The organism is Archangium gephyra (assembly GCF_042230915.1).
Lineage (GTDB): Bacteria > Myxococcota > Myxococcia > Myxococcales > Myxococcaceae > Archangium > Archangium gephyra_B.
Window position 1 is genome coordinate 1,761,046 of record NZ_CP102578.1, and the last position, 12,035, is coordinate 1,773,080.

The 12,035-nt window shown below is 70.1% G+C and carries 8 protein-coding genes; 5 read left to right on the plus strand and 3 right to left on the minus strand.

What is annotated here, in order from left to right; translation table 11 throughout:
* Positions 1-35: 35 nt before the first annotated feature.
* A complete protein-coding gene (locus tag NR798_RS07030; protein ID WP_375770649.1) occupies positions 36-971 on the minus strand; it encodes an MBL fold metallo-hydrolase in 936 nt (311 codons plus the stop codon).
* A gap of 251 nt (positions 972-1,222) precedes the next feature.
* On the opposite strand from NR798_RS07030, the gene NR798_RS07035 reads away from it, so the two are divergent.
* The 3 genes from NR798_RS07035 to NR798_RS07045 all read left to right on the plus strand — a co-directional run bounded on the left by NR798_RS07035 (position 1,223) and on the right by NR798_RS07045 (position 8,137).
* On the plus strand, positions 1,223-3,787 hold the full coding sequence (locus NR798_RS07035) for a hypothetical protein (protein WP_375770650.1): 2,565 nt from the start codon (positions 1,223-1,225) through the stop codon (positions 3,785-3,787).
* Positions 3,788-3,949: 162 nt separating this feature from the next.
* A complete protein-coding gene (locus tag NR798_RS07040) occupies positions 3,950-7,414 on the plus strand; it encodes an Ig-like domain-containing protein (protein ID WP_375770651.1) in 3,465 nt (1,154 codons plus the stop codon).
* 135 nt (positions 7,415-7,549) lie between these two features.
* Positions 7,550-8,137, plus strand: coding sequence for a hypothetical protein (locus tag NR798_RS07045; protein WP_375770652.1), 588 nt, complete (start codon positions 7,550-7,552; stop codon positions 8,135-8,137).
* Between the two features lie 33 nt (positions 8,138-8,170).
* On the opposite strand, the gene NR798_RS07050 is transcribed toward NR798_RS07045, so the two are convergent.
* On the minus strand, positions 8,171-9,349 hold the full coding sequence (locus tag NR798_RS07050) for a metallophosphoesterase (protein ID WP_375770653.1): 1,179 nt from the start codon (positions 9,347-9,349) through the stop codon (positions 8,171-8,173).
* 489 nt (positions 9,350-9,838) lie between these two features.
* On the opposite strand from NR798_RS07050, the gene NR798_RS07055 reads away from it, so the two are divergent.
* Positions 9,839-10,342: a hypothetical protein gene (locus NR798_RS07055; protein WP_375770654.1), complete on the plus strand. Its 504-nt coding sequence runs from the start codon at positions 9,839-9,841 to the stop codon at positions 10,340-10,342.
* Positions 10,343-10,467: 125 nt separating this feature from the next.
* Here NR798_RS07055 and NR798_RS07060 read toward each other — a convergent pair whose 3' ends face one another.
* On the minus strand, positions 10,468-11,028 hold the full coding sequence (locus NR798_RS07060; RefSeq protein WP_375770655.1) for a nuclear transport factor 2 family protein: 561 nt from the start codon (positions 11,026-11,028) through the stop codon (positions 10,468-10,470).
* A gap of 138 nt (positions 11,029-11,166) precedes the next feature.
* On the opposite strand from NR798_RS07060, the gene NR798_RS07065 reads away from it, so the two are divergent.
* The gene (locus NR798_RS07065) at positions 11,167-12,000 is read left to right on the plus strand and encodes a class I SAM-dependent methyltransferase (protein ID WP_375770656.1); all 834 of its coding nucleotides are present in this window, start codon (positions 11,167-11,169) and stop codon (positions 11,998-12,000) included.
* Positions 12,001-12,035 lie beyond the last annotated feature (35 nt).

Genomic DNA, 12,035 nt, shown 5'->3' on the forward strand with positions numbered 1-12,035 from the left:
CAGCACACCGCCCGCCCTCCCTCAACTGCGGAGCGTCATCCCGCGCGGCGCACGCCGAGGCTCTCTCCCACGGCGAGCACATGGAGCGGCTCGCGGGGCAGCTTCCGGCGGCCCCACTCGGCGTCCAGGCGCTGGGGGGGCTCGTCGAGGGGCTCGTCGGTGAGCTTGAAGGTGCCCCAGTGCATGGCGAGGAAGCGCCGGGCTCCGAGGTCCTCGTAGGCCCGCACCGCCTGCTCGGGGTTCATGTGCTGCTTCTCCATGAACCAGCCCGGGTCATAGGCGCCAATGGGCAGCATGGCCGCGTCCAGCGCGGGGAAGCGCCGGCCAATCTCCTTGAAGCCGTCGAAGTACGCGGTGTCGCCCGAGTGGTACACGCACGCGCTGGAGCCCTCCACCACGAAGCCACCCCAGAGCGTCTCGTTGACGTCGTTGAGGCCGCGGCGGCTCCAGTGCTGGGCGGGGACGAAGTGCACCGTCACCGGCCCCACCTTCGTGGTGCCCCACCAGTCCAGCTCGGTGACGGGCGGCGAGCCGGAGCGGAAGTAGCGCGCCATGCGCAGTCCACTCACGACGGGCGCGCCCACCTGGCGCACGGTGGGCATGTCCAGGTGATCGAAGTGGTTGTGCGACACCAGGGTGGCGGTGATGGGGGGCAGCTTCTCCAGGGGCACGCCCGGAGCCACGTTGCGGTGGATGAATCCCGTGATGCTGTCACGCAGCGCGGGATCGATGAGCAGTGACACGCCGTCGAGCTGCACCAGCCAGCTCGCATGGCCGAGCCAGGTGAGGCGCGCGCCCTCGCCGGGAGCGGGAGGGGTGGCCAGCGCGGCGAGGTCCGGCTCCACGCGGCGCACGGGGGCGGTGTCCGGGCTCTTGCGGCGCTTGCCCGCCAGCTTGTCTCCCACGGCCCACTTGAAGACGTTGCCGAGCGGGTGGGGGAGGCTGCCATCCAGGTTCTTGAAGCGCGCCATGAAGCTCTCCCGCGGGCCCGGGTGGAGGGGCGGGCCCATGCCCTGTCTTGTTCCGGCGCTGGCCCTGGATGCAAGGACGATGTGGGAACCCGATTGCCCACTCGGGGTACCCAGGGACTGTCCGGTGGGGACACCGGGGGAGTCCCTTCTTTCACCTGCTGACCAGATGCGGGTGCTCCCCCCGTGCACAGTCGCCTGGGGATGAAGACAACTTCCCACCGTGGGTAGGGGAAGGACGGGGTGGAGGAGCCATGCGGCTTGGTCGCTTGCTGGTGGTGGCGTGGGTGTGGGGTGTGGCGCTGGTGCAGGTGGGTTGCAGCGGGTGTGGAGATCCGCTCGTCACCTACAGCCTGCCTGGCAGCTCGGCCGGAGTCTGCGCCGACGGCTTGCGCAACGGGGACGAGCTGGACGTGGACTGCGGCGGGAGCTGCCAGCCCTGCGGCAGCCGGGATGAGGGCTGCCAGGACGACGCGGACTGCGCGGGCGGCGAGTGCCGGAGCGGCGTCTGCCAGCCGGTGCCGCCGGGCTGCACGGGCGGGGCGTGCGCCGAGGGGGAGAGCTGCGGAGGGGACTCCGACTGCGGCGCCTCGCTCCTGTGCCTCGAGAGCGTGTGCGCGCGGTGCCGGGAGGACTCGCACTGCGCGGCCGGCCTCGCGTGCCGGGCGGGGGCCTGCGAGAAGGACGACTTCGCGCCCCGGGTGCAGATGGCCTTCCTGCCGGGGAGCACGGTGCTCCGCGTGCGCTTCTCCGAGCCCATGCGGCGGGACGGCTCCCCCGCCAGCATCCTCAACCCCGACAACTATTGCGTGGAGCTGACGGACGAGACGCCCCACGAGTGCACGCCCTCGGATGCCTTCTGGCTGGGCAGCGAGCTCACCGAGGTGGACCCCAACACCGTCGACATCCAGCTCCCCTTCGCGCCGGGAAATGGCCGCTACACCGTGCATGTGTCGGGCGTGGTGGACCGGGCGGACAACGAGGTGGGCTCGCCGCGCCACGCGGACTTCGAGGTGGGCGGGCCGCCGCGCCTCATGAGCGCCACCACGCTGGGGCGAGACCGCGTCGTGCTCACCTTCTCCCGGCCCATGCAGCCCGGGCCGGACATGGCGGGGAGCGCTGGGTGCACCTCGCGCGCCACCTGTGCCGCGCGCTACCAGCTGACGGGCTCCTCCGCGCTGGGCGCCGTGCTCTCCGCCCGGGTGCTCTCCGCTCCGCGTGACAACGAGGTGATCCTCACCCACGAGCGCCTCCAGGGTGGCGGGCAGTACACCGCCCGCGCCGCCAACACGGAGGACGGCGACGGGCTGCGGTCCGTCTGGGGCGAGCGCCTGGGCGCCTCACCGCTGGACCGCGTCACCTTCACGGGCTTCGGCCCGCTCGTGAGCGCCTGGCAGGACGGCCCGGTGCAGGTGGATCCGTTCGCGGACGGCGTCGCCTCCACCTCGGCCGTCGCGTACCGGGGCCGCATGTACCTGGGCCCCAACGCCAGCGGCACGCGCGCGGTGGGCATGGACCAGGACGGCGTCCGGCCCGATGACCTGGCCTTCCGCTTCCGCAAGGACACCCAGCGGCTCTCCGGCACGCGCAGCGCCAACACCGCCGGTGCGCCCTTCCCGTCCATCGGCTTCCCCGGCTGCCGGGAGGGCTCGTACCAGTGCGGCCCGGACAACGAGGACGGCCGGGCCCTCTTCGCCTCGGGCACCTTCGGCGGCACCGAGTGGTTGATGATCGGCGGCACGCGGAGCGGGGGTGGGCTCGACTACGTGTACATGTCGCGGGACGACGACGCGACGCTGGACATGAAGTACGTGGACCTGAGCCAGGCGCTGGACGGGACGTCGGCGCGGAGCTTCTCGGCCCTGGGCTTCCACGGGGGCCGGGCGTACCTGGGCGTTCCCGTCAGTGGGGGGACGCGCCGGCCCGAGCTGCTCGCGCTGCTGCGCGCTCCGGCGGAGACGGCCGAGGGCCTGGATGCGCGGGGCAACGGCACCACGGGTGGGGCGTGCAAGCCCTCGTCCCATGAGGTGTGCAACCTGGCGGCGCACCGGATGCCGGGCATTGGCGCGGAGGGCTCTCCAGCCAACCCCGCGCGCACGGTGGGCATCGACTTCGTCGGCGAGTTCAACGGCAAGCTCTACCTGGGCAACAACGGAGGCCTCGTGCGCGCCACGGTGCAGCAGCCGCTGGACTACGAGAGCTCGCCCGCGCACTGGGTGTCCATCACCCCGAGCGCGCCCGAGTACGGCGCGAAGGAGTCGCTCACCACCGACAAGGCGATGGACCTCGAGCCGTCGGACCGGGCCTGGCGGATGGCCGTCTTCAACGGGCACGTGTACCTGGGCCGCAACACCACCGCGGGGCCGCAGCTGTGGCGGTGTGACCCCGAGCGCGTCTCCGGTCCGTCGCCGGCCAGCGTGCAGGACTGCGACGCGGGGGACTGGGTGCTCGTCGCCGCCAACGGCCAGGGGGATGTGCAGCTCAGCCAGTTCGACAACCCGCGCAACACCCGGCTGACGCTGCTGGCCGTCAACGCCGGCTCCCTCTACGTGGGCTTCGACAACGCGGTGGACGGGGTGGTCATCTACCGCTCGGCGGTGGAGGTGCCGGCGAGCCGCGCGGACTTCACGGGCCAGGGCGGGTGTGTGGCGGGCACGGTGGGCTGCGCGGGCGTGGGGGGCAACGGCTTCGGCCAGCCCTCGGTGCACACGCGGCTGGGGGAGGCGGCCACCCTGGCGGACGGGGGGCTCGGCTTCCTCTATGTCCCGGTGAGCGGGGGCCCCGGGACGCCGGTGCGCCTCTACCGCCAGCGGGACTGAGGCGCGCGGCGAAGGGGCGGATGCCCCTCTTCCTGCCGTCCGTGCAGCAGGGGGACGCGGCGCAGCGGCTCCAGGGACCCGCCCCGGCTCCGGAAGAGGGGCGGGCTGGAGGTGTTCTCGCCGGGTTGAGCCCGATTCCGCCTATTCTCCGGGCAAGAGCCCATGCACGTCACGCAGCTGCCCTACGTCACCCTGGACCTGTCCGCCGGAGGCATGGCGCGGATCCAACTCGCCCTGGAGCTGGGTCCGCTCGAGGAGCGTTACGTTGTCCTCAAGTGGCTGGATGCGGAGAGCACGCGGAGTGATCCCCACGCCAGCCGCCGCTTCCTGGACGAGGCGCGGCTCGCCCTCGAGCTGCACCACCCCAACATCGTCACCGTGCACCAGGTGCTCGAGGTGGAGGGCCGCCACTGCATCGTGATGGCGTGGATCCGCGGCATGAGCCTGCGGCAGGTGCTCCAGCAGCGCGCCCGCGGGCCCGTGCCCCCACGCATCGCGTGCCGGGTGGTGCACGACATCTGTCTGGCCCTGCATCACGCCTGGCACGCCCGCAACGAGCGCACGGGGACGCCGCTGCATGTCGTGCATCGCGACCTCAAGCCCGAGAACGTGATGCTGACGCTGCTGGGGCAGACCAAGGTCATCGACTTCGGGGTTGCCAGGGCCACCAGCCTGCTGACCCCCGCAGCCCTGCATGCGACACCTCAGTACGCCTCTCCGGAGCAGGCGGGGGAGATCCTCGCGGTGTACGGCAAGACGGCTCGCCCCCTGGAGGACGAGGCTCCCCTGGACGGACGCAGTGATCTCTTCTGCGCGGGACTGATCCTCCAGGAACTGCTCACCGGCGCGCCCGTCTTTCCCCCGCCGCGAGAAGCCTCCGAGGAGGCGGGCCTGGAGTTGCTGTCGCTCATCCATCAGGAGCCGGTGGTGCCGGCGGAGCTCCCGGCGGCCCTGGCCCCCATCGTCCGCCAGGCCCTGGCCCACCAGCGGCGGCACCGCTACGCGACCGGGCAGGACATGGCGGAGGCGCTCGCGAAGGCGGGCCTGGCGACGGAGCAGGAGGTGGCCTCATTCCTGGAGGGACTCTTCCCGGAGGCCCGCGGCAAGGTGCAGGCGCTGGAGGAGTCGCTGCGTGCCAGGCAGCGGGCCCTGCCGGTGGCGGCGCCCCCCGTGCCGATTCCCCTGAGCGTGCCCACGCCCGTGACGCCTCCGCCCGGGGTGGCACCGGCTCCGGTGGCACCTCCCCGCCCCGGCTCCCGCGCGAGGTGGGTGGGGCTCGCGGCGGGGCTCGTCGCGCTCGTGGCCGTGGGCGTGGGGGCCGCCCGGTGGTACGGCGCGCGGATGCAGCCGAGCCCCGAGCGCTCCGAGCTGCGCCTCGTGCCCGAGGGGCCCATTGCCGAGGATGGGGCGTTCTCGCTCTTCCTGTATGTCCGCAACGCCGAGGGCCAGCCCGTCACGGGGCAACCCGTCCGCTTCGAGGTGACGGGGGCCTCGGGCGCGAAGGTGGAGCTGTCCGGCCTGGTCACCGACGAGCTGGGGCGCGTCCAGAGCCAGTTGAGCTGGCAGCGGCCGGAGCAGGTCTCCATCGTCCCGGTGCTCGGCGAGGGCCGTCACCGCGTCCGGCTCGGCGCGTCCGCCGCCACCTTCCAGGCGCACCCGCCGGATGTCTCGCAATCCCAGCTCGTGGCTCCCCCCCAGGTGACGGCGGGTGAGCGCGTGGAGCTCTCGGTGACGCTGCGGGACGTCCATGGCCATCCGGTCTCGGACACGCCGGTGCGCTTCGCGCTCGAGGGCCAGGAGCCGCTCTCGGGCGAGGCCAGGACGGGGGCCCAGGGGCAGGCCCTGTTCTCCTTCGAGCCGCGCCGGGCGGGCGAGCACACGGCGAAGGCCTCCATCGAGACGAGCCGCGGGTGGACGGAGCTGGCGCCGGTGGCCGTGCGGCTCGTGGCCGGGCCTCCCCGGCTGGAGAACGTCACCCTGGGGGTGGAGCCAGCGCAAGCCCTCGCGGATGCGAGTGCGTCCATCCTCCTGACGGCGCAGGTGCTGGACGCGTATGGCAACCCCGTGGCCGAGCACCCGCTGGTCTTGCGCGTTGACGGAGAGGGCAATGAGCTCACCCAGCCCGGCGTGACGGGACCGGAGGGGCTCGCGCGGGGTGAGCTGCGCTCGACCCGGGCCGGGGAGAAGCAGGTGTGCCTGCGCGTCGAGGGCTTGGCGGAGGAGCGGTGCCAGGGCGTGCGCTTCGTCGCGGGGCCCGCGGCGGAGGAGCGGTTGCAACTCGTGGCCAGTTCCGGGCGGGTGCAGGCGGATGGACGGAGCGTGTGCGTGTTCGAGCTCGTGGTCCAGGACGCGCGGGGCAATCCCCTGGAGGGCGTGCCCGTGCTGCTCTCCGTCAAGGGCGTGGGCACGCTGGTGGAGCGCAAGGTGCTGACCGGCGCCGAGGGCAGGGCCTACGCCCGCCTCCGCTCGAGGCAGACGGGCAGGAGCACCGTGACGATGCGGCTGGAGGGGCTGCCGCTCAAGAAGAGCGAGAGCGTCCAATTCGTGGCGGGCTCACCCGACCGGCAGGGCTCCACGCTCATCGTCTCGTCGAGGACGATTCCAGCGGATGGCCAGACGCCGCTGCGGGTCACGGTGCGGGTGATGGATTCCGAGGAGAACACCGTCCGGGGACGATACGTGCTCTTCCGCATGCTGGGCGTGGGCCCCGAGCAGCAGCGGCGGGCCGGTCCCACGGATGAGGATGGCGAGGCCTCGGCGAGCTTCACCTCGGTCATCGCCGGGGAGGGGACGCTCACGGCGGAGCTCGAGCCCTCGTCCCAGGAGGGGGCTCCCGTCTTCATCTCGGCGCAGGAGACGGTGCGCTTCACGGCCGGCTCGCCGGGAAGGCCCTCGCTGAGCGTGGAGCCTCCGCGCGGCCGGGCGGGCGTGCCCCTGCAGCTCACCGTGGAGGTGTGGGACGAGAGCCACCGCAACCCGTTGAGTGGCGTCGAGGTGCGCTGGGAGGTGGAGGGGGCCAGCGAGTCCTTCGCCCTTCGGCCCTCGAAGACGGACGAGCGGGGGCGGGTGACGGTGGGCGTGACGCCGAACAGGGCGGGCAACGTGACGTTCGTGGCCAAGGTGGGGGACAGCGGGCAGGAGGTGGCGAGCCGGCTCAACGTGGGCATCGACAGCGGACCGCCCCACGAGGTGCGCCTGGAGGCGGAGCCGGGTTCCTCCTCGCTGCGCGCGGACGGAGCGGACCGGGCGCGGCTGGGGTTGCGGCTCGTGGATGCGCAGGGCAACGCGGTGAGGGGGCAGGAGGTGCGCTGGGAGGGCCTGGAGCCCGAGGACTCGCTCGTGCCCGAGTCGGACACCACGGACGCCACGGGGCGCATCCGCGCCACCTTCACGACGCGCAAGCCGGGCAGGAGGACGGTGAAGGCCCTCGTGGCGGGCACGAAGCTGGAGGCTTCACTCTCGCTGACAGCGGAAGCGGAGGCGCAACAGCCGCCCCCGCCGGTTGCTTCGCCGTCCGCCGTGGAGCCCGCGGCGCCCGCGCCCGTGCAGGAGGCGGGGACGCCCGCGGAGCCGCCCCCGCCGGACGTGAGGGAAGCGCCGGGAGAGGTGGAGGCCGAGGGGCCCTGATGGAGCGGGTCTCCGCGCGGGCCCCCGGTGAGGGTGAAGTGTCATTGTCGCCACGAGAAAACGTACTCGTTGACGCTGGACACCCCATGCATGATTTTCCACTCCACCGGCGCTGGGTCCGGTGGGGGGCTTCACATGCGCGTTGAACCCAATTTCAGAACCTTGGCCGCTCTTGCCGTTTTCTTGCTGACGGGGTGCGCGAACCTCACGGCTCCGATGCACCGTCGTGCGCTGGCAGTCCCGACAGATGCGTTCCTCTACGGGCGATTCTCGTTGGCCGCATTCAAGAACGCTTTGGGTGAGCACCCGATCGTGGGACTCGATTTCGCCTGCGAGAAGGACGACACGCATTACAACATCGGCTTCTCGATCGATGAGCCTCTTCAGGTCATCAAGATTTCCGGGGGCAATACCTGCTCACTGGAGAGTCTCATCTTCGCCACCACCTCCGATGGTCGCGCGGTGAGGAAGCCAGCCCCGGAGGAATTCCGTGCCGTCATCCGCTTCGAGCCGGGCACGGCCTACTACCTGGGAGATTTCTCTGGCTCCTGCTTCCTCGGAGATGTCAGCCCGGGGCTCGAACTGAAGTGCGAATTGTACGACCCGCAGGACCATTATGAGCAGACCACAGCGGAACTGAGGTCTGCCTTCCGCGGCATGTCCAGGATTCCAACCGAGAACAAAGCCCTTCTTCCAGGGCACATGTCGCATCGGGAGCTGTAGGGCCGCTGCCCTCGAGCTGCCCGAGCACCCGTGTCAGTGAATCGCTGGCCCCTCTGGGAAGGGCTCGGGGGGCGGCAGAACCTCTTCCCGTCCCGGCCGGCGCGTGCGGCGGATCTCCGCGAAGCACTGCCGGAGGTCGGCCGGTTCCTCGTTGAGCACCTGGGGGCGCGGATGGTCCGTCCTGTCGGGCCAGCGCACGAGCTGGACCTGCCCGTCGGCGATCTCGAGCCCCGTCACGAAGCCAGCGCTGAAGGAGCAGCAGCCCGTGTTGAAGTAGCACGGCGCTTCCATGCGGATGGCCTCGGGTGCCTGGAACTGGTTCGCGCGCACCCACTCCAGCTCGGCCTGGAGGACCTGTCGGCGCGCCTGGCGCTTTGCCCCCTCCGGCTCGTGCGCGAGCTCCTCGAGCTCGCGGGTCAGCTTGTCCACGTGATTCTCCGCCTTGAAGACGGGCCGGTGCGTGTGCCCCGCGAAGAGAATCACCCCCGGGTCGTCGCGCTTGGACAGCGCCCACCGGTACAGGGCCACGTCATGCTTCTGCCGGAGCACCCAGTCCTTGGAGGGAGTGGTGGAGGCCATCTTCGTCAGCCGTTGCCAGTTTCGCCAGACGTAGCGGACGAACAAGCGGGCCGCGGGGCCGACGTCCGACGCGCCCTGGTGCCCGTGGATGAAGAAGAGCTCTCCGAGCCGCGTGCCCTGGTCATGCACCTCCAGGAGCAGGCTCTCCCAGACGGGCCCCTCCAGGCCCACGCTCCCCAGGTATTTCCGGACGGCATCCGGGAAGGACCACAGGTCATCGTGGTTGCCCCAGATGCGCCAGTACCGCCCCGCCTGCAGGAACTTCCGCTCGAGCTCGTACGAGTGCTGGTACTTCTCGAGCACCGGGCTGGGGCGGCACTCCCAGAGCTCTTCCACATCCCCGAGGAGGCAGAGCGTGTATCCGGCCTCGAAGTAGTAGGCGAGCGCGGCGTTGTACGCTCGCTCACAGCGCTGGAAGTCGTCCGCTCCGTCCCGTGTGCCCCGGTGGAGATCCGAGAACAGGACGAGACGCAGAGAAGACAACTCCACCGACCGCCTGAGGGACGGCGCTCCGTAGGCCTTCTCGAGCCCCGTGGCGACCTGGCTCTGATACTTCTCCTGCGCGGTGGCGGTGCCCATGGCTGCCTCCTGTCCGTCTCCGCTGACGTTGAGCATCCCGGCCGGGCGGAACAAGCACGTCCCTCCTCTGACTTCGGTGCAGCTCGACGTGGGCGGTCCGACAGGTCCAGGGCCTGCGGAGGGCCTCAGGGGAGCTGGAGCGCAGAGGGAGCCCCGAGGGGGATGCGCGTTCTGAACTGGGCGCGCAAGGGTGTTCCAACGCTGACGCCTGGGGCCGCTGTGGACGCTCCACTTCGAGCCGAGTCCGCTCCTGCCGAGGAGGTGCGTAGCTCCTACGGGGACCAAAATCCGGACCTGAGTGACGACGTGAGCGCCGTGTGAGTCCCGGCGCGTTCCTCGTGACCTTCCTGAATCCCACCTGGCCCTGCCCCCACGTCCCGTGGAACCCGCCTCGCTGGCCATGGACGGGACGCGGAACCGGACACCCGCGCGAGCGGCACAGGCGTTGCTCAAAGCCCCAGTCGGGAAGCGGCGCACGCAACCCAGGGACGCCTTCGGGCATCGAAAGCGAGGTCTCCGATGAAGCTTTGGAGCGCAGGATTCATGGCGGCGGTCATGGCGGGCGCGGTGGGCTTCGGTTGTGGCACCGTGGAACCGGAACCCACGCAAGCCTCGGCCTCCAGCGCAACGGAGAAGTATCTCCCGGACGTCGACGCCGTTGAAGTCGATGCCTTTGAAGGAGACAACGACCACAACCAGTGCGGAGTGAGGCGCTGTATCGACCTCGAGCGCGACAAGAACATCACCCATATCTTCCTGGACTTCGGCAACTGCCCCGTCGAGGACTTCCGCGTCACGGTGAGGACGGAGTCCCGAGGCGTGGAGGACGTCACGGACCGCCTCAAGTCGGTGGGCGGGCCGTGCCAGGAGCTCGACGCGGACTACCGCTTCGAGCTGCCGGGGCCCGACAAGAAGGTCCGGGTGTGTGTGCAGTTCAAGGACTACATCACCAAGGTGCGTGTGGGCGCGAAGGACGCGAACGAGTGCAGCTACGAGTCGCGCACCATTGACGGTCAGGCCTGCCGCAAGTGCCAGCAGCCTCATTGACGCACGGCCACTCCGGCAATATCCCCGACGGGATTCGAACCCGTCGGGGATGCGTGCCCTGAACCCGCGACGGCACACGCATTTCGAGGAATCGCGAGTAGAGCCGGTCACTTCGAGTCCACGGGTCAGTCTCGCTTCACGTCCTGGTGGTCGTAGCTCAAGATGCGGGACATCTTCCATTTCCCATTCTTGTACTGCCAGAAGACCGTGAACTGGGCAGTGGCGACTGGCTTCTCCTTCTGTCCCTTCTCGGTGAGGTGGATGAGATGGGTACCGGTCTGAACGGCCCCGTAGAGATAGGGGAGGGCGGCACCGGCCCGAGCGGCCCCGCGATAGTTGTTCAGCGGGTACACCTTGAGACTCTCGGGGACGAGTTCTCTCCTGTAGCGGGTGCTGGCATCCGCGCACAGGCCGTCCGCCATCAGCTTCATCACGTTCTTCGGGGTACGGACCAGTCCGCCCTTGTCGTGATAGAATTCCACGTCGTCGGCCAGGTAGCTCTTGTACTTCTCCAGGTCGCAGCTGTTGTAGGCCTCGAACACGACGCCATCCAGAGCGGCGAGTTCCTTGAAGAGTTCGCTCGATGCCGGAGCCTCGCTGCCAGCTTGAGCAGTGGCCCGATTCGCGAACAGCAGGCAGCAGAGGAGCAGGACCTGGCGGTCCAGGAGTGAGCGAGCTGGCTTCATGGCGTGGAGCTCCGGCAGGTGAGTGCACCGCGCCGTAACGCGGAGACATCGATGACCGTATACGGTCTCGATGTCTCCCTCCAGGGCCCGGGTATCCTCGCCCTCTTGGCGGAAGCACGCTCGTGCAATGAGGCGACCATGGAAGCGAAAAAGGTTCATCTGTCCAAGGACAAGGCGACGTACCTCGCCACGCTGTATGGCAAGGCGATGGACGCCTCGGCCGAGAGTCCCATTCTCGGCGACCGTTTCGCCGCGGACGCCGTTGCACGCATCGACTACGACTTCGAGGCATTGAAGCTCCCGCGTGGCGGGGAAATCACCCTGCCGATGCGGGCCCGGCACTTCGACCAGTGGACGCGGGCCTTCCTCGCCGCGAATCCCGAGTCGACGGTCCTGCACCTCGGCTGCGGCCTCGACACCCGCGTGTATCGAATCGATCCGGGGCCGAAGGTCCGTTGGTTCGACGTCGACCTTCCCGAGGTCATCGCCCTGCGCGAGCAGCTCTATCCGGAGCGCGAGGGCTATCGCCGGATGGGCGCCTCGGTGACGGAGCCCGCCTGGCTCGAGGCCATCCCAGGAGACACGCCGGTGCTCGTCATCGCCGAGGGCCTGATGATGTACCTGCACGAGAAGGACGGGACGGCGTTGTTGCGGCGCATCACCGAGCGGTTCCCGAGCGGGCAGATCGCCTTCGACGGCTACAGCGGGGCGATGGTGCGTCTGGTCTCCCGCCTCGCGACGGTGCGTGGCGCGAAGGTCGAGCTCGTCTGGGGCGTCGACGATCCGCATGCCCTCGAGAAGCAGGTCCCGAAGCTTCGCCTCGTCGAGAGCGTGGGGTTCCTGACGATGCCCGAGCTGGTGGGCCGGCTGTCCAAGAACGGGTTCACCCGGGTGATGCACGGGGCCATGGGCCGGCTGCCGTTCTATCGGAACCTGGTCCGTCACCTGCGCTACGAGTTCCAGGGCAGGTGATAGGCTCGGCGTCTCGCGCACGGGGGGCCCGCTTC

What these genes read in the sequence shown, in the direction of transcription:
- NR798_RS07030 (WP_375770649.1), bottom strand. Translation starts at nt 971, where the DNA reads ATGGCGCGCTTCAAGAACCTGGATGGCAGCCTCCCCCACCCGCTCGGC.
- NR798_RS07035 (WP_375770650.1), top strand. Translation starts at nt 1,223, where the DNA reads ATGCGGCTTGGTCGCTTGCTGGTGGTGGCGTGGGTGTGGGGTGTGGCG.
- NR798_RS07040 (WP_375770651.1), top strand. Translation starts at nt 3,950, where the DNA reads ATGCACGTCACGCAGCTGCCCTACGTCACCCTGGACCTGTCCGCCGGA.
- NR798_RS07045 (WP_375770652.1), top strand. Translation starts at nt 7,550, where the DNA reads ATGCGCGTTGAACCCAATTTCAGAACCTTGGCCGCTCTTGCCGTTTTC.
- NR798_RS07055 (WP_375770654.1), top strand. Translation starts at nt 9,839, where the DNA reads ATGGCGGCGGTCATGGCGGGCGCGGTGGGCTTCGGTTGTGGCACCGTG.
- NR798_RS07060 (WP_375770655.1), bottom strand. Translation starts at nt 11,028, where the DNA reads ATGAAGCCAGCTCGCTCACTCCTGGACCGCCAGGTCCTGCTCCTCTGC.
- NR798_RS07065 (WP_375770656.1), top strand. Translation starts at nt 11,167, where the DNA reads ATGGAAGCGAAAAAGGTTCATCTGTCCAAGGACAAGGCGACGTACCTC.